The sequence below is a fragment of the Streptomonospora halophila genome (assembly GCF_039542725.1).
GTDB lineage: Bacteria > Actinomycetota > Actinomycetes > Streptosporangiales > Streptosporangiaceae > Streptomonospora > Streptomonospora halophila.
Map to the genome: position 1 here is coordinate 17187 of NZ_BAABIK010000030.1, position 16368 is coordinate 33554.

Genomic DNA, 16368 nt, shown 5'->3' on the forward strand with positions numbered 1-16368 from the left:
CATGCCCGAAGCCGTCATCGTCGCAACCGCGCGTTCCCCCATCGGGCGCGCGTTCAAAGGCTCGCTCAAGGACATCCGCCCCGACGACATCACCGCACAGATCGTCTCCGCAGCGCTGGCCAAGGTCCCCCAGCTCGACCCGTCCAGCATCGACGACCTCATGCTGGGCTGCGGGCTGCCCGGCGGCGAGCAGGGCAACAACCTCGCCCGGATCGTCGCCGTCCAACTCGGCCTGGACGGCGTCCCCGGCACCACGCTCACCCGCTACTGCTCGTCCTCTCTGCAGACCACCCGCATGGCCTACCACGCCATCAAGGCGGGCGAGGGCGACGTGTTCGTCTCGGCCGGCGTCGAGATGGTCAGCCGGTTCACCAAGGGCAACAGCGACTCGCTGCCCGACACCAAGAACCCGCTGTTCGCCGAGGCCGAGGAGCGCACCGCCAAGCGCGCCGAGGGCGGGGCCGAGACGTGGCGCGACCCGCGCGAGGACGACCGGCTGCCCGACGTCTACATCGCCATGGGCCAGACCGCCGAGAACGTCGCCCAGATCCGCGGCGTCTCGCGCGAGCGCCAGGACGAGTTCGGCGTGCGCTCGCAGAACCTCGCCGAGCGCTCCATCGACAACGGGTTCTGGAACCGGGAGATCACCCCCGTCACCCTGCCCGACGGCGGCGTCGCCGACACCGACGACGGCCCGCGCAGGGGGACCACCTACGAGAAGGTCTCCCAGCTCCAGCCCGTCTTCCGCCCCGACGGCACGGTGACCGCGGGCAACTGCTGCCCGCTCAACGACGGCGCCGCCGCGCTGGTCATCATGAGCGACACCAAGGCCGCCCAGCTCGGCCTGACACCGATCGCGCGCATCGTCTCGACCGGCGTCACCGCGCTGTCGCCGGAGATCATGGGCCTGGGCCCGGTCGAGGCGTCGCGCCAGGCGCTGGCCCGGGCCAACATGAGCATCGGCGACATCGACCTCGTCGAGATCAACGAGGCCTTCTCCGCGCAGGTGCTGCCCTCCGCCGACGACCTGGGCATCGACATCGACTCCCAGCTCAACGTCAACGGCGGCGCGATCGCCGTGGGCCACCCCTTCGGCATGACCGGCGCCCGCATCACCACGACGCTGCTCAACGGCCTGGACTTCCACGACAAGACCTACGGCCTGGAGGCGATGTGCGTGGGCGGCGGCCAGGGCATGGCGGCCGTCTTCGAGCGGCTGAGCTGACCGGACCCTTCGACGGCGACCGGTTCGCCGGCCGGACCGCCGGCCGGACCCAGGGGCCGGGGCGCGGGGCGCTCCCGGCCCCCGATCCCGCGAAACCCCTTCGTCCCCGGGCTCGCGCGCGTACGCATGTCGCGGGGGCGAACAGCGGATGGCCGAACCGGGACGGCGGACCGACAAAACCAGGTGTAAAAGACACGCCGAAGGTCTTGTCCGAACCGTGATCCTGATGCAGTGTCGCAGGTAAGTGCCACTCACCTACGGAGGTGCCAATGTCGGTAACCCACTCGCCGGAGATGCACGCGCAATTGATCGCCCGGATCCCGACCGTCACCGGCCGCGAACTCAGCGAGTGGTTCGACACTCTGGAGAATGGGCCCGGTCTCACCCGCTGCCTGGAACGCGCCAACTGGCTCGCCGACGAGTACAACCTCAGCCACGGCTACGCCCAGGCGATCGTCCAGGAGCACGACCGGCGCCGCCGCAACCGCACGCCCATCCCGAACCAGCGTACGAGCTGATGATCACCGCACCCCCGCGCAGCGCCGGCACCCCGCAGCACGGCGACGCCCCGCCCGGTCCGACCGGGCGGGGCGTCTGTCGTTTCGGTGCCGGCTGCGCGGGGGCCCCGCGGCGGGCTCAGGCCGCGCCGCCGCGCCGCGCGGCGGCTACTCGCTGAAGAGCGACTTCAGGATCCACAGCAGGCGCAGGATCTCGATGTAGAGCCAGACCAGGGTGACGGTCAGGCCGAACGCGAGCTGCCAGGAGTACTTCCGCGGCAGGCCCATGTTCAGCGCGTCCTCGATCTGGCGGAACTCGATCATGAGCATCGCGGCGGCCAGGGTGACCGCCAGCAGCGAGATGCCCAGGCCCAGGAGCGAGGGCTCGCGCAGACCGAAGCCGCCGGGGATGAACAGCGCGGCCACGAAGTTGACCAGGAGCAGCACCAGCAGGCCCGCCGCGGCGGCGGTGACGACCTTGACGAAGGTGTTGGTCACCCGGATGATCCGCAGGCGGTAGACCGCCAGCACCGCGCCCGCCGCGATCAGCGTCCCGAAGACCGCCTGGGTCACCAGCGAGCCCATCGCCATGCCGTTCTGCGACATCAGGGACAGCTCGAAGACGCCGCTGAGGCCGCCGACGAGCAGGCCCTCCAGGGCGCCGTAGGTCAGGATCAGCGCCGGGTTGGTGGACTGCTTGAAGGCGATCACCAGGCCCAGGACCAGACCGCCGAGAGCACCGAACAGGGCGAGGCCGAAGCCGAGCGGGTTGCCCGACACGGCCAGGAAGTAGGTGGGCACCGCGGTCAGCACGACCAGGCCGAGCGTCATCGCGCTGCGGACGACCACGTCGTCGATGGTCATCCGCTCCGCCGTGGACGGCGTCTGCGGACCGTAACCGGGCTGGGGGTAGCCGTATCCGGTCTGGGGAGACGGCTGGCCGTAGGGCTGGGCGTATCCGGCCTGGTAGGGGGCGCCCTGGCCGTACGGCGTCTGGCCGTATCCGGCCTGGCCGGACCGCATCGCCCGCTTGAGAACGGGGTTGGAACTCCTCATCCGCATGTCTGCGCAAGCCTTTCCAGGGCGTGACGTGTCTGCCGCTAACGTAACGCACCGCGTCGCCGCCGGGTTCCCGAGCCATATCACAGGTCGGACTCGCCCTCGGCCGGCGGCATCGCGGCGGGACCGCGACGGGGCCGCGGCGCACGAGCGCGGGTCGCCGCCCCGCCGAAGCGGGCGCACCGCGCACATGGTCCGCCTCCCGCCGCCGGCGCCGGGAGGCGCACGGGTCCTTCCGGTGGCGGCGGGCGGACGCCGGTCGGCCGCGGCCCCCGGTGGCTCGCCCGGTCAGCCGTTCGTGAGCAGCGACCGGGCGAAGAACGCCACGTTGGCCGGGCGCTCGGCCAGGCGCCGCATGAAGTAGCCGTACCACTCGTCGCCGTAGGGCACGTAGACGCGCATGCGCCTGCCCTGCTCGGCGATGCGGCGCTGCTCGTTCTCCCGGATGCCGTAGAGCATCTGGTGCTCGTAGTCGCCGGGGCCGCGGCCGCCGGACTCGGCGAGCGCGCCGGCGATGGACACCAGCCGCGGGTCGTGCGAGGCCACCATCGGGTAGCCCTGCCCGGCCATGAGGACGCGCAGGCAGCGGACGTAGGAGCGGTCGACCTCGGCCTTGTCCCGGTAGGCGACCGACGCGGGCTCGTCGTAGGCGCCCTTGCACAGCCGCACGCGCGAGCCGGCTCCGGACAGGTCGCGGCAGTCCGCCTGGGTGCGGTGCAGGTAGGCCTGGAGCACCGCGCCCACCCACGGGAAGTCGGTCCGCAGCTCGGTGAGGATGCCCAGCGTGGAGTCCACGGTCGTGTGGTCCTCCATGTCCAGGGTGACCGTGGTGCCCGCCGCCGCGGCCGCCTCGCAGATGCGCCGCGCGTTCTCCAGCGCGATCTTCTCGCCGTCGCCGGGCAGGAACTGGCCCACCGCCGACAGTTTCACCGACACCTCGGCGCGCTCGGCCAGGCCCGCGCGGTCCAGCTCGGCCAGCAGCCGCGAGTAGGCGTCGACGGTGTCCTGCGCCTGGCCGGCGTCGCGGGTGTCCTCGCCCAGGTGGTCCAGGGTCACCAGGCGGTCGGCGGTCAGCCGCTCGACGGCGGGCAGCGCCGACTCCAGCGTGGAGCCGGCGACGTACTTGGCCACCAGGCCCCGGGTGACCGGCGCGCACTCGACCAGCGTGCGGCAGGTGCGCGACCGCGCCGCGGCCAGCAGTGTCGTACGAAGCATGTGCGACCTCGTTCTCCTCGTGCCCGCCGATCCGGGTAGCGGTCCAGCGGTGCGGCTAGCTAGGGCCCCGCCGGTCCTGCGCCCGGTCGGGGCGCGGGCCCGGCGGGGTGTCCGCCCACAGGGTGTGTCCGGATGGCTCCGTCCCCCGCGCGCGGCGCACTCGCGCGCCCGAGGCGCGAAGCGCGGCGGCCCTCGGCGCGGGGGCGCCGCGCGGCGGGACGGGTGCCTCGAACGCGCCCTACCCCTGGTGGGGGTAGGCGGAGGACTTCGGCGGGACGAAGGTCTCCTTGATCGAGCGCGGGCTCGCCCAGCGGGCGAGGTTCTGCGCGCTGCCGGCCTTGTCGTTGGTGCCCGACGCGCGGGCACCGCCGAACGGCTGCTGCCCGACCACCGAGCCGGTCGGCTTGTCGTTGACGTAGAAGTTGCCCGCGGCGAAGCGCAGCCGGTGGTGCGCGGCGGTGATCGCCTGGCGGTCGGTCGCGATGACACCGCCGGTCAGCGCGTAAGGCGAGCCCTGGTCGACAACCGAGAGGATGCGCTCGTAGTCGTCGTCCTCGTAGACGTGCACGGCGATGAGCGGGCCGAAGTACTCGGTGCGGAACACGTCGTCGTCGGGGTCGGTGCCCACCAGCACCGTGGGCCGCACGAAGAAGCCGGTGGAGTCGTCGGCGGTGCCGCCGGCGACGATCTCCAGCGTCTCCTCGGTGCGCGCGCGGTCCAGGACGCCGGCCAGCCGGTCGAAGGAGCGGCGGTCGATGACGGCGCCGAGGAAGTTGCCCAGGTCGGTGACGTCGCCCATAGGCAGCGCCTCGACTTCGGCGACCAGGTCGTCGCGGAGCCGCTCCCAGACCGAGCGGGCGACGAACGCCCGCGAGGCCGCCGAGCACTTCTGGCCCTGGAACTCGAAGGCGCCGCGCACGATGGCGGTGCGCACCACGTCCGGGTCCGCCGAGGAGTGGGCGACGATGAAGTCCTTGCCGCCGGTCTCGCCGACGACGCGGGGGTAGGAGCGGTAGTTCTCGATGTTCTCGCCGACGGTGCGCCAGAGCTGCTGGAAGACGCGGGTCGAGCCGGTGAAGTGCACTCCGGCCAGGTCCGGGTCGGCCATGACGACCTCGGAGACGTCCTTGCCGTCGCCCGTGACCATGTTGATGACGCCGGGGGGCATGCCGGCCTCCTCCAGCAGCCGCATCAGCAGGTGCGCGGCGAACTGCTGGGTGACGGCGGGCTTCCACACCACGACGTTGCCCATCAGCGCCGGAGCGGTGGGCAGGTTGCCGGCGATGGCGGTGAAGTTGAAGGGCGTCACCGCGTAGACGAAGCCCTCCAGCGGGCGCTGCTCGACGCGGTTCCACTGGCCGGCGGGACTGTAGGGCTGCTCGGCCATGAGCTTGCGGGCGTAGGCGACGTTGAACCGCCAGAAGTCGATCAGCTCGCAGGCCGCGTCGATCTCGGCCTGGATCGCCGTCTTGGACTGGCCGAGCATGGTGGCGGCGTTGACGGTCTGGCGCCAGGGGCCCGCCAGCAGGTCGGCGGCGCGCAGCAGGATGGCGGCGCGCTCGTCGAAGGGCATGTCGCGCCAGGCGGGCGCCGCCTGCTTGGCCGCGGCCACGGCCGCGCGGGCGTCGTCCTGCGTCGCGGTACCGAGGGTGCCCAGGACGTGCGCATGCTTGTGCGGCTGCACGACGTCCACGCGCGCGCCGCCGCCCATGCGGCGCTCGCCGCCGATGGTCATGGTCAGCTCGACGGGCTCCTTGGCCAGTTCGGCCAGCTTGGCGGCCAGCTCGTCCCGCTCCGGGCTCCCGGGCGCATAGGTCAGAACCGGCTCGTTGGCCGGGGTGGGGACGTTCGTGACGGCGTCCATGGGCCCTCCCTCGGTTCGTCTGGTGGAACCGGACAAACGTAGAAGAAGCAGACCGAGGTCGGCCTTGTCGCAGAAGCCACGATTCGCACCGCGCGGTTGGCCGATAGGACAAACGGGGATGCGACAGAATGGACGGTCATGGACGTGCCATCGGATCCCTACGCAGCGCCCGCCGCGGCCGGTACCGCAGGTGAGAGCGCGGGCATACCGCTGCGCCGGCTGCTGCTGGCGGTCGGCGACCCGCTCGTGGACGTGCTCGCCGCTCCCGCGGGCCTGGATGTGCGGGTGGACAATGTGGTCATCGTCGACCCCGAGGACGAGGCCGAGGCCTTCGCCGGCGACCTGGTGCTGCTGATCGGAGCGCGCGGCAGCGCCGCCCGGCACCTGGTCCGCGCGGCCGCGCGGCGCGGCGCGGCGGCGGTGGCGGTCAAGGTGCACTCCGACGAGCCCGCGTATCCGCCGCCGCAGGGCTGGGGCACGGCGCCCCAGGTGCGGCGCGGCGGTGACGAGGTCGCGCTGCTGCGCGCCGAGGCCAGCGAGGCCGGGGTGGCGCTGCTGGGCGTGCGTCCGGAGGTGCGCTGGGACCAGCTGCAGTCGCTGTGCCGCAGCGTGCTCGACGACGCCCGGCTGACCTCCGAGGCCGATTTGGGCGAGACCGCGGGCGACCTGTACTCGCTGGCGCAGACGATCTCCGCGCTGACGGGCGGGCTGGTGACCATCGAGGACTCGGCCAGCCGGGTCCTGGCCCATTCGAGCGGCGAGGAGGCCGACGAGCTGCGCCGGCTCTCGGTGCTGGGGCGCCGCGGGCCCGAGCAGTACCTCGCGCTGCTGCGGGAGTGGGGCGTGTTCTCCCGGCTGCGCGCCGGCGAGGAGGTGGTGCGCATCGACGAGCACCCGCAGCTGGGCATCAGGCGGCGGCTGGCGGTGGGCATCCACGCGGGCTCGCAGCCGCTGGGCACGATCTGGGTGCAGGAGGGCGCCCAGCCCCTCGCCGAGGACGCCGAGCAGGCGCTGCTGGGCGCGGCGCGGATGACGGCGCTGCACCTGGTGCGGCACCGCACCGAGGCCACAGTGGGGCTGCGGCTGCGCGACGACCTGCTGGCCAGCCTGCTGGAGGGCCGCATCGAAGCGGCGGCGCTGGCCGACACCATCGAGGTCACCACCGACCGGCCGGCGCTCGTCGCCGCCTTCGCCATCTCGCCCTCGGGGGCGCCGGGCGCGGGCGGCCGCACCGACCCCGCCCGCGGCGGCGGGACCGACCGCTCCGGCCGGGAGCTGAACCGTCGGCGGCTGGTCGACCTGATCACCGTGCACACCGCCGCCTACCGCCGCACGTCGCTGGTCACGGCGGTGGGCGGGCGGATCTACGTGCTCATGCCCGACCTCGTGCGCGGCGGCGGCTCCGGCGGATCGGGCGGCTCGGACTCCCCGACCGACTCCTCCCGGCGGTCGGCCGAGTCGTCGGTGCTGGCGCTGACCCGCAAGACGGTCGAGGCGGCGCGGGCCACGCTGGGCGTGGCGGTGCAGGGCGCCGTGGGCTCGCCGGTGGACTCGCTGGCCGCCATTCCCGACTCCCGTGCCGAGGCCGACCGCATCCTGGACGCGATGGGGCGCGACCTGGCGATGGACGTCGCCACCATGTCCGACGTACGCACCCAGGTCCTCATCAGCGAGACCCTGGCCTACCTGCGCGGCACGCCCGCCCTGCGCGACCCCCGCGTCAGCGCCCTCGCCGACCACGACGCCGCGCAGGGCTCGGACCTGGTGGTGTCGCTGCTGGCCTATCTGGAGGAGTTCGGCGACGTCCGCACCGCGGCCGCCCGGCTGCACATCCACCCCAACACCCTGCGCTACCGGGTCCGCCGCGCGGAGTCGGTCAGCGGCATCGACCTCTCCGACCCGACCCAGCGGCTGTTCACCCACCTCCAGCTGCTGATGGAGCGCGCCACCTGACCCGCGGGCCCGCGGCCGCGCCTACGGCGCCATGGCGTCGAGGACAGGCACCAGCTGCTCCTCCTCGTAGTCGAGGTGCGCCTCCAGTTCGTTGATCAGGCGGTCGACCTCGGCGCCGAGGTCGGCGGGGCCGGCGGCGGGGGCGTCGAGCCGGGACTTGAGCCGTTCCAGCAGGCTCTCCACACGCTTGTGCTCTTCACCGAGGCGTGCGACGACGCCGGCGAGCTCGGGGCGGGCCTCGGCGATGCCGGGAAGCATCCCGGCGTCTTCCATCGTGTGGTGGCGGCCCAGACCCTGGCAGACGGTCAGGCAGTTGATCCGCAGTTGGGCGCCGAGGTTCGGACCCGAGCGGGCGACCTCGTCGCGGATCATCGCGAGCTCGCGCCGGAACGCGTCGTGCAGGACCTTCAGGCCCTGCCCCATGCGCTGCTCGACAGGCGTGCCGCTCACGGGGTGGAGGGCGACGACGGGGATGGTGCGCTCGGTGCCGGCCTGGTACTCGGCCCAGCCGGGGTCGGCCTCGGCGGCACGGGCGAAGAGCGCGTCGCGCTCCTCGCCCTCCACGACGACGGCGTCGGCCTCCATGACGAACACCCCGTTCTCCACGGTGACGCGGGGGTTGGCGCGCAGGTTGTGGAACCAGCCGGGATGGCGGTCCCCGCCTCCGGCGGAGGCGATGACCAGCAGGCGTTCGCCGTCGGGCAGGAACGCGACCGGCGTGGTGCGGCGCCTGCCGGATCGGGTTCCGGTCGTGGTCAGCAGCAGCAGGCGGGCGCCCTCGAACATGCCGCCGACACGGCCGTGGTTCGCGCGGAACAACTCGATGATCGCTCTGTTGAAATCGCCGCTCTCGAAGCGGTCTTCGGTCTGCTCTTCGGTCATGCGGTGCGTACTCCAGGATCGGTGGACCGCTGTCGCGGTGGTCGGTCTGCGGAGGCGCGCAGTGCCCGCGCATGCGGATGCGCTGCGCGCGATCGGCGGTTTCGGACGGGACGCGCGTCGCCTCGCCGCCGCGGGCAGAGACCGCGGTGGGATGGAACCGGAGCACGCGCCCGGCCCGCGCAGCCGGGCGGAGTCGGGTGCCCGGGATGCCCGGTGAACGCGGGACGCACCGGACGCCACGGAGCAGAACTCGGCTGCTCCGGCACGGACCGGGCTGCGGAACGCGGGGGAACGACGCGGGGCTGTCCGCGTCAGGTCAGACGGCGCCTGTGAATCGGCTGCTCACGACATCATCCCCTTCGGCGTTCGGGGCGCCGCCCGCACGCCGCGTCCCTCTCCGGCGGCGTTCGGCACCCCTTGAATCCAAGTTCATGACAGCAACCGCGTCAACGGAACCGGCCGGATCCGGACGGGGGCTCAATACGGGGCCGAAGAGGCGGGAAGCGGCGGGAGCGGCGGACGCTTGCGGGGTGGGCCGGGTGCGCGCTCGGGAGGCGTCGTCACCGGGCACGCGCGCGGGCCGGCCCGGACCGCCGCCGCGGAGTCCAGCTGTACCCCCGGTCGGACTCGAACCGACACTTGTGACCCTTTTAGGGGGCCTGCCTCTACCATTGGGCTACGAGGGCGGCACCATCATACCGGCGATGGCCGATTCACCGGGATTCGCGCCGGTTCGACCTGCCGAGACGCGAATCCGGCCGGTCCGCTCCGCGGGCCTCCCGCCGCCGCGACAGCGCCGGTCACACGGGCGTACCCGCGTCTTCCCGCCCCGGACCGGCCCGCGCGAATCCGCGGCCCGCCCGGGCGCGTCGCACCACTGTGGCATTGTGCGGCCTCGGCGGCGGCGCATTGCGGCCACGGGCCGCCGAACGGACGGGGAGCCGGGATTCGGCCGACGAACTCCGGTCAACGTGCCTGCAACTCAACCGGAACGCAACCGCCGTCACATCGCCCCGGCGCGGTGGAGCGGGCCCGGCCGGCGCCCCGTGCGCGCGCCCTCGGCGCAGAAGTACGGCCGGCCCCCCGCCAGGGGCCGGCCGCCATGGGGCGTTCCGCTACCGCGCTAGCTGACCCGGCGCAGCAGCTGCCCGTTCTCCACCTGGGGCTTGCTCGCGTCCTCGAAGGCCTGGCGCGGGTCCTCCATCTCGGGCAGGGCCGCGAAGTCCCGCCGCAGGAAGAACCCGACGATCCAGTCCGCCAGCACGCGCATCTTCCGGTTGAAGGTCGGCACTGCGTAGAGGTGGTACGAGCGGTGTGCGTACCAGGCCAGCCGGCCGGTCAGCTTGATCCGGCCGAAGAGCTGGGCGGCACCCTTGTGCAGGCCCAGGCCGGCCACCGCGCCCAGGTTCTTGTGGACGTAGCGGGTCATCTCCTTGCCGCGCAGCGCGGCGATGACGTTGGCGGCCAGCACCGGCGCCTGGCGCACGGCGTTCTGCGCGTTGGGCGGGTAGAAGCCGCCCTTGCCGTCGGGCACCTGCGCGTTGTCGCCGCCGGCGAAGGCGTTCTCCACGCCGTTGACGGCGAGGTACTCGCTGGTGTCGAGGTGGCCCTTGGGGCCCAGCGGCAGGTCGCCGGCCTGCACCACCGGGCTGGGCTTGACGCCGGCGGTCCACACGAGCGTCCCGGCGTCGAACTCGGTGCCGTCGCTGAGCTTGACGCGCTGGTCGACCGCCGACTCCAGGAACGTGGACAGCCGCACGTCGATCCCGCGCCGCTTCAGCTGGTTCAGCGACTTCTCGCCGACGTCGCTGCCGACCTCGGGCAGGATCTTGTCCGCCGCCTCGATCAGGTAGAAGCGCAGGTCGTCGGCGCTGATGGAGGGGTAGATCCGCGTGGCGTCGCGAGCGAGGTCCTCCAGCTCGGCGATCGCCTCGGCACCGGCGAAGCCGCCGCCGACGAAGACGAAGTTGAGCGCCTTGCGCCGGATCTCGGGGTCGTCGGTGGAGTCGGCGATGTTCAGCTGCTCCAGCACGTGGTTGCGCAGGAAGACGGCCTCCTCGACCGTCTTGATGCCGATCCCCCACTCGGCCAGCCCCGGGATGGGCAGGGTCCGCGACACGGCGCCGGTGGCCATCACGATGTAGTCGTAGGAGATCTGGCGGGGGTCGCCCACGGCGGGCTCGAAGTCGACCGAGCGGTTCGCGTGGTCCACGCGGATGACGCGGCCGGTGAGCACCCGCACCCGGTCGAAGACCTTGCGCAGCGGAACGACGACGTGGCGCGGGGAGATGCTGCCGGCAGCGATCTCCGGAAGGAACGGCTGGTAGGTCATGTAGGAGTTGGGGTCGACGACCGTGATGCGGGCTTCGCCCGGCCCCAGCTTCTTCTCCAGCTGCTTCGCGGTGTACATGCCCAGGTACCCACCACCGACGATGAGTACGTGCGGGATCTCTTCCCTGTCACCGCCGCCGTGCACGAGGCGGTAGTTCCTGCCTTCGGTCATCGCGCATCCGCCCTTGAGTCCCGTTCCACGCCCCCGGTCCGGGGCGCCAAAATCGGTAAGTCTTCGCTGACTGGCATGTTCCCTGTCGTCTTCCGACGGAAAGAACGCTCTTCTTCACCCGGGAGTCGAGGGTTCCTCTCTCCTCCTGCTTGTGCATTCTTTCACAAGCCGCTCTTAACATGAAAGCGGCGCACGGCACAGGTTTAGACCATGATAGACGGAGTCGGATGTTCGTTTGTGCAGGTCAGAGAGCTTGTGAAGGGATTCACGCACTCGATCGCAGGTGACGCGTCTCACCGGGCCCGCCGACCGGGGTCACATCGGCCCCGCGCCCCCGTGCCAGCGCACAGCGCCGGTCCGCGCCGGAACCCGCCCCGCGTGCCCGCCGTCACACGCCGCCGGCCTTCGCGCGTCCTACTGCGCGCCCGCGGTCCCCTGCGCGCTCCCGTCCGGCGCGCCCAGGCAGAGCCCCCACGCGATCCCGTCCAGGATGTCGTGCTCGCTGGCCACGAACCCGGCGGCTCCGGTGCGCGCCACCACACGCGAGAGGATCAGCGCGCCCGCGCCGATCACGTCCACCCGGCCCGGGTGCATGACGCCGATCGCCGCCCGCTGCCCGTGCTCCATCGCCAGCAGCTCCTCGGCGATCTCGTGCGCCCGCGCCGCCGGGACCCAAGCGTGGTGGATGCGCTCGGGGTCGTACTCCGGCAGCTCCAGCGCGATGCCCGCGACGGTCGTGGCGGTGCCGGCCACGCAGACCAGCGACGCGGCCTCGTCCAGCGGGACGACCTCGGCGGCCGCTTCCAGCGCGGCGTCGATGTCGGCGGTGGCTGCGGCGATCTGCTCGGCCGTGGGCGGGTCGTCCACGAGGTGGCGCTCGGCCAGCCGCACGCAGCCGATGTCGACCGAACGGGCCGCGCGCACCGGTCCCGCGCCGTCCGGGACGCTGCGCGGGTCGTCGTGGCCCAGCACGAACTCGGTGGAGCCGCCGCCGATGTCGACGATCAGGAACGGCCCGTCGAAACCGGTGTCGGCATCCTCCAGCTCGGCCGTGGCGCCGATGAACGACAGCTCGGCCTCCTCGTCGCCGGTGATGACCTCGGGCTCCACGCCGATGATCTCCGCCACGCCCCGAACGAACTCACCGCGGTTGCGGACGTCGCGGGTGGCACTGGTGGCCACCATCCGCACCGCTTCGGGCCCGAGCTCGACGCCGTTCTCCCGCATGAGGTCGGCGTACTCGCGCAGGGCGGCGAACGTGCGCTCCAGGGCCTCGGGGGTGAACTCGCCGGTTCGGTCGACGCCCTGGCCGAGCCGCACGACCTCCATACGCCGTTCGAGATCGAGGAGCTGGACCTCCTCGTCCTCCACCCCGATCAGCGCCGAGACCAGCAGCCGGATCGAGTTCGTGCCGCAGTCCACGGCCGCCACGGTCGTCACCTGGTCGTCACCTCGCTGTCGTCGTCTCGCGCCCGCAGTCCTTCCGCGGCGGCCGCGCCCTCGCCGCCGGCGCACACGCAGGGTCCGTCCGCCCACCAGCGCGGCAGCGCGTCCAGCGCCTCGCGGCCGAAGGGGTTGGCACCCGGCCGCGCCAGCTCGTGGGCGACCAGTGCGTGCAGGCACTTGACCCGCTCGGGCATGCCGCCGGCGCTCTGCATGCCCTCGGGCAGCGGATCGCCGCCGTCGCGGCGGGTCTGCTCGGCACGCTCGTCCAGGTAGGCGCGGTGGGCGCGCTCGTAGTCCGCGCGCAGCTCCGGCTCCTCGGCGAGGCGCTCCTGCATCCGCCGCATCGTGCCCCCCGCTTCCAGGGTCCCGACGGCCGAGGCCGCGCGCGGGCAGGTGAGGTAGTAGAGCGTGGGGAACGGGGTGCCGTCCTCCAGGCGCGGCGCGGTGCGCACCACGTCGGGCAGCCCGCACGGGCACCGGTGGGCCACCGCCCGCAGGCCGCGCGGGGGGCGCCCGATCTGGTCGCGCACCGCCGCGGCGTCGGCGTCGTCGACGCGGTCCGGCGGGGCGGCGTGTTCGGCGGAAGTCATCGCGACTTCAGCGTAGTGCCCGGTGGCACCCGCTGGGCACGCCGCACGGCCGGTAGGCCGCCGGCGGCCTACCATCGAAGCCATGGCCGATACCTGGACCGCGGACTTCTGGTTCGACCCCTCCTGCCCCTACACGCGCGTCACCGCCCGGTGGCTGGCGGAGGCCGCCCGAGTGCGCCCGATCAGCGTGCGCTGGCGGGTGATGAGCCTGTCGGTGCTCAACGAGCACCGCGACGACGATCCCGAAGGCGACCCCGAGGGCTATCTGTGGATTCCCGCGCGCATCTGCGCCGCGGTCCAGGCCGAGCACGGCCACGACGCGCTGGGCCGCTTCTACGACGCGCTGTGGGCCTCCCGTGAGCAGGCGGACGACTACGCCGCGGGGTTCGAGCACGCGCTGGTGCAGGCGGGACTGCCCGCCGGACTCGCGCGGGCCGGCACCTCCGACGCCTACGACGGCGCGCTCCGCGCTTCCCACGAGGAGGGCTTCGGACTCGTCGGCGGCGACGCCGGCACTCCGGTGCTGGCCGCAACGGCGCCCGACGGCAGGCGGGTGGCCGCCATGTTCGGCCCCGTCGTCTCCCGGGTGCCGCGCGGCGAGGAGGCCGGACGCCTGTGGGACGGTGCGGTGCTGGTGGCGGGCACCGCCGGGTTCCACACCATCAAGGGCCCGCCGGAGGCCGAGATCGAGGACTGAGCAAGCCGTACGCTGCGGGCCGGGCACAGCACCTCAGCCGGCGGGCCGCCCTTCGGACGCGCTCCCGTCCTGCTCCGGGCTGTCGGCCTCCAGCACGGACTTCCACAGGCGGGTGAACCACGGCTCGCCCGATCCCGCCGCGGCGTCCGCGTCCTGGTCGTCGGAGTCGGAGACCACCACATAGGCGCGCTCGCCCGGGTACTGGTAGTGCAGCCGGGTGCGTGCCTCGCGCTCGATGTAGGCCGGGTTCTTCAGCTGCTTGCTGCGCTCCTGGAGGTCGGCGACCGCCTGCTCGGTCTGCGCCTTCTCTTCGCGCAGTTCGGCGATGCGCGCGCGCTGGGCGAGGTACTCGCGCAGCGGATAGGCCAGGCTGAGCGCGATGACGCAGATCACCAGGGCGAGGATCGCGGCGCGGCTGGTGAACGCCGGGCGCGTGCGCCCGCCGCCGGAGCCCGCCGGCGCTCCGCCCCGCCCCGCCGGCGCACGGGAGCCCGATCCGCCGCCGGCACCGCGCCCCGGGCTCGTGGCAGCGGTGCCGCGGCCGCCGCCCTTGCCGGACCCGCCCTTCGCGCCGGTCTTGGCGCCTCCGCCGCGGGTCGTGGACGAGGGGGCTGCGTCGATGGGCACGACCTTGGACGACTTCGACCGGCCCCCGCCGGCCGTCCTGCCCGCACCCGGGGTTCCGCTCCCACCGCCTTTGGCGCCTCCCGAAGCACCAGAGGCCGGCGGCCGGCCCTTCGCGGGGCGCGGCCGCTTCGGCTGCTCTGGCACCTCGGGCATAAGCGGTCAGACTAGCCCTGCGGGCGGAAGCGCGGGAAGGCCGACACGCCGGCGTAGAGGGCCGCGTCGTCGAGCTCCTCCTCGATGCGGAGAAGCTGGTTGTACTTGGCCACGCGCTCGCTGCGGGCGGGGGCGCCGGTTTTGATCTGGCCGGCGTTGGTCGCCACGGCGATGTCGGCGATGCTGGTGTCCTCGGTCTCGCCGGAGCGGTGCGAGATCATCGCGGTGTAGCCGCTGCGCTGGGCCAGCGAGACGGCGTCCAGGGTCTCGGTCAGCGTGCCGATCTGGTTCACCTTGACCAGGAGCGAGTTGGCCGCGCCCTCGGAGATGCCGCGCTGCAGCCGCTCGGGGTTGGTGACGAACAGGTCGTCGCCCACGATCTGCAGGCGCGAGCCCAGCGTGGAGGTGAGCTGCGACCAGCCGGCCCAGTCGTCCTCGTCCAGCGGGTCCTCGATGGAGACCAGCGGGTAGGAGTCGGCCAGTTCGCCGTAGTAGGCGGCCATGTCCTCGGCGCTGCGGTTCTTGCCTTCGAAGCTGTAGACGCCGTCGGTGCAGAACTCGGTGGCGGCCACGTCCAGGGCCAGGGCGATGTCGCGGCCGGGGGTGTAGCCGGCCTTCTGCACCGCCTCGATGATCAGGTCCAGCGCCGCGCGGTTGCTGTCGAGGTCGGGGGCGAACCCGCCCTCGTCGCCGACGCCCGTACCCAGCCCGTGCCCCTTCAGGACCGACTTCAGCGCCTGGTAGACCTCGGCGCCCCAGCGCACGGCCTCGCGGAAGCTCGCCGCTCCCACCGGCGCGACCATGAACTCCTGGATGTCGACGTTGGTGTCGGCATGGGCGCCGCCGTTGAGGATGTTCATCATCGGCACCGGCAGCACGTGGGCATTGGGGCCGCCGATGTAGCGGAACAGCGGCAGCCCGGAGCTGTCGGCCGCCGCGTGGGCGGTGGCCAGCGACGCGCCGAGGACGGCGTTGGCGCCCAGCCGGGACTTGCCGGGGGTGCCGTCCAGCTCGATCATGGCGCGGTCGATGAGCCGCTGCTCCTCGGGGGCGAAGCCGATCAGCTCGTCGGCGATGTCGTCGTTGACGGCGGCCACCGCCTTCTCGACGCCCTTGCCGCCGAAGCGGTCTCCGCCGTCGCGCAGCTCGACCGCCTCGAACTGCCCGGTCGACGCGCCGCTGGGGACCGCCGCGCGCGCGGTGGTCCCCTCGTCGAGCAGGACCTCCACCTCGACCGTCGGGTTACCGCGGGAGTCGAGGATCTCCCTCGCCTGCACTGCCTCGATCGACGACAACGTTGCAACTCCTTCGATTCGCGTGCGGACCCGGCTCAGGCCCTGTTGCGGATGGGACTCGGCAGGTGCGGCTTCCCTGCTTCCTAAGCGCAGGCCCCACCCGCACCCTGTGCGATCCGCCCCGAGCCGCGGGCGTTGTGGAACGGGCGTGCACCGGTGCCGCCGACCGCCCGCTCAAGCGGCGCCGACGGCCGCGCGGAGTCGGCGCCCATCCACCCCACACCCTAGCGATTAGGGCCTGCCTCGGTCGTGTCGGCCACCCGAAATTGGTCTAGTCCACGCTAAGCGGCCGCCGCGCCGCTCCCCGCCGCCAGGGGTGACCGGTGCCGTGCGCGTCCGGTGGGCGCGACACGCCCGGGATA

The 16368-nt window shown here is 72.9% G+C and carries 13 protein-coding genes and 1 tRNA gene; 4 read left to right on the plus strand and 10 right to left on the minus strand.

All coding sequences use genetic code 11. The annotated features are described in order from the left end of the window. Window position 1: 1 nt before the first annotated feature. Both ABEA15_RS21120 and ABEA15_RS21125 read left to right on the plus strand, forming a co-directional pair. On the plus strand, window positions 2-1225 hold the full coding sequence (locus ABEA15_RS21120; RefSeq protein WP_345558503.1) for an acetyl-CoA C-acetyltransferase: 1224 nt from the start codon (window positions 2-4) through the stop codon (window positions 1223-1225). Between the two features lie 269 nt (window positions 1226-1494). Next, window positions 1495-1743 carry a DUF4287 domain-containing protein gene (locus ABEA15_RS21125; RefSeq protein ID WP_344142343.1) on the plus strand — a complete coding sequence of 83 codons (249 nt, stop codon included), beginning with the start codon at window positions 1495-1497 and terminating at the stop codon, window positions 1741-1743. A 147-nt stretch (window positions 1744-1890) separates the two neighbouring features. On the opposite strand, the gene ABEA15_RS21130 is transcribed toward ABEA15_RS21125, so the two are convergent. The 3 genes from ABEA15_RS21130 to pruA all read right to left on the minus strand — a co-directional run bounded on the left by ABEA15_RS21130 (window position 1891) and on the right by pruA (window position 5860). Then, window positions 1891-2784: a Bax inhibitor-1/YccA family protein gene (locus ABEA15_RS21130; RefSeq protein ID WP_344142344.1), complete on the minus strand. Its 894-nt coding sequence runs from the start codon at window positions 2782-2784 to the stop codon at window positions 1891-1893. A 285-nt stretch (window positions 2785-3069) separates the two neighbouring features. Next, window positions 3070-3996, minus strand: coding sequence for a proline dehydrogenase family protein (locus ABEA15_RS21135; protein ID WP_345558506.1), 927 nt, complete (start codon window positions 3994-3996; stop codon window positions 3070-3072). A 238-nt stretch (window positions 3997-4234) separates the two neighbouring features. Then, entirely contained in the window at window positions 4235-5860 is a 1626-nt protein-coding gene (gene pruA / locus ABEA15_RS21140) for an L-glutamate gamma-semialdehyde dehydrogenase (protein WP_345558508.1), read from the minus strand. A 138-nt stretch (window positions 5861-5998) separates the two neighbouring features. Between pruA and ABEA15_RS21145 the strand changes: the two genes are divergently transcribed. Further along, on the plus strand, window positions 5999-7813 hold the full coding sequence (locus tag ABEA15_RS21145; protein ID WP_344142348.1) for a PucR family transcriptional regulator: 1815 nt from the start codon (window positions 5999-6001) through the stop codon (window positions 7811-7813). A gap of 21 nt (window positions 7814-7834) precedes the next feature. Here the strand turns inward: ABEA15_RS21145 and ABEA15_RS21150 are convergent, their stop codons facing one another. The 5 genes from ABEA15_RS21150 to ABEA15_RS21170 form a co-directional block, all read right to left on the minus strand. After that, entirely contained in the window at window positions 7835-8695 is an 861-nt protein-coding gene (locus ABEA15_RS21150) for a nitroreductase/quinone reductase family protein (protein WP_345558510.1), read from the minus strand. A gap of 612 nt (window positions 8696-9307) precedes the next feature. After that, window positions 9308-9381: transfer RNA gene (locus tag ABEA15_RS21155), tRNA-Leu, on the minus strand. 437 nt (window positions 9382-9818) lie between these two features. Continuing rightward, window positions 9819-11198: an NAD(P)/FAD-dependent oxidoreductase gene (locus ABEA15_RS21160; protein WP_344142351.1), complete on the minus strand. Its 1380-nt coding sequence runs from the start codon at window positions 11196-11198 to the stop codon at window positions 9819-9821. Window positions 11199-11612: 414 nt separating this feature from the next. Continuing rightward, the gene (locus ABEA15_RS21165) at window positions 11613-12638 is read right to left on the minus strand and encodes a Ppx/GppA phosphatase family protein (RefSeq protein WP_345558512.1); all 1026 of its coding nucleotides are present in this window, start codon (window positions 12636-12638) and stop codon (window positions 11613-11615) included. Next, window positions 12635-13234, minus strand: coding sequence for a DUF501 domain-containing protein (locus ABEA15_RS21170; protein ID WP_345558514.1), 600 nt, complete (start codon window positions 13232-13234; stop codon window positions 12635-12637). Before ABEA15_RS21170 ends, ABEA15_RS21165 begins: the two co-directional genes overlap by 4 nt. 82 nt (window positions 13235-13316) lie before the next feature. Between ABEA15_RS21170 and ABEA15_RS21175 the strand changes: the two genes are divergently transcribed. Further along, window positions 13317-13931 (plus strand): mycothiol-dependent nitroreductase Rv2466c family protein, encoded by a 615-nt coding sequence (locus ABEA15_RS21175; protein ID WP_344142356.1) that lies wholly within the window; start codon window positions 13317-13319, stop codon window positions 13929-13931. Window positions 13932-13964: 33 nt separating this feature from the next. Here ABEA15_RS21175 and ABEA15_RS21180 read toward each other — a convergent pair whose 3' ends face one another. Then, a complete protein-coding gene (locus tag ABEA15_RS21180; protein WP_345558516.1) occupies window positions 13965-14558 on the minus strand; it encodes an FtsB family cell division protein in 594 nt (197 codons plus the stop codon). Between the two features lie 164 nt (window positions 14559-14722). Next, window positions 14723-16006, minus strand: coding sequence for a phosphopyruvate hydratase (gene eno, locus ABEA15_RS21185; RefSeq protein ID WP_345558518.1), 1284 nt, complete (start codon window positions 16004-16006; stop codon window positions 14723-14725). Window positions 16007-16368: the final 362 nt, after the last annotated feature.

Coding starts and splice junctions, on each gene's coding strand:
- ABEA15_RS21150 (WP_345558510.1), bottom strand. CDS start 8,695: ATGACCGAAGAGCAGACCGAAGACCGCTTCGAGAGCGGCGATTTCAAC.
- ABEA15_RS21125 (WP_344142343.1), top strand. CDS start 1,495: ATGTCGGTAACCCACTCGCCGGAGATGCACGCGCAATTGATCGCCCGG.
- ABEA15_RS21160 (WP_344142351.1), bottom strand. CDS start 11,198: ATGACCGAAGGCAGGAACTACCGCCTCGTGCACGGCGGCGGTGACAGG.
- ABEA15_RS21145 (WP_344142348.1), top strand. CDS start 5,999: ATGGACGTGCCATCGGATCCCTACGCAGCGCCCGCCGCGGCCGGTACC.
- ABEA15_RS21175 (WP_344142356.1), top strand. CDS start 13,317: ATGGCCGATACCTGGACCGCGGACTTCTGGTTCGACCCCTCCTGCCCC.
- ABEA15_RS21120 (WP_345558503.1), top strand. CDS start 2: ATGCCCGAAGCCGTCATCGTCGCAACCGCGCGTTCCCCCATCGGGCGC.
- pruA (WP_345558508.1), bottom strand. CDS start 5,860: ATGGACGCCGTCACGAACGTCCCCACCCCGGCCAACGAGCCGGTTCTG.
- ABEA15_RS21135 (WP_345558506.1), bottom strand. CDS start 3,996: ATGCTTCGTACGACACTGCTGGCCGCGGCGCGGTCGCGCACCTGCCGC.
- ABEA15_RS21170 (WP_345558514.1), bottom strand. CDS start 13,234: ATGACTTCCGCCGAACACGCCGCCCCGCCGGACCGCGTCGACGACGCC.
- ABEA15_RS21130 (WP_344142344.1), bottom strand. CDS start 2,784: ATGCGGATGAGGAGTTCCAACCCCGTTCTCAAGCGGGCGATGCGGTCC.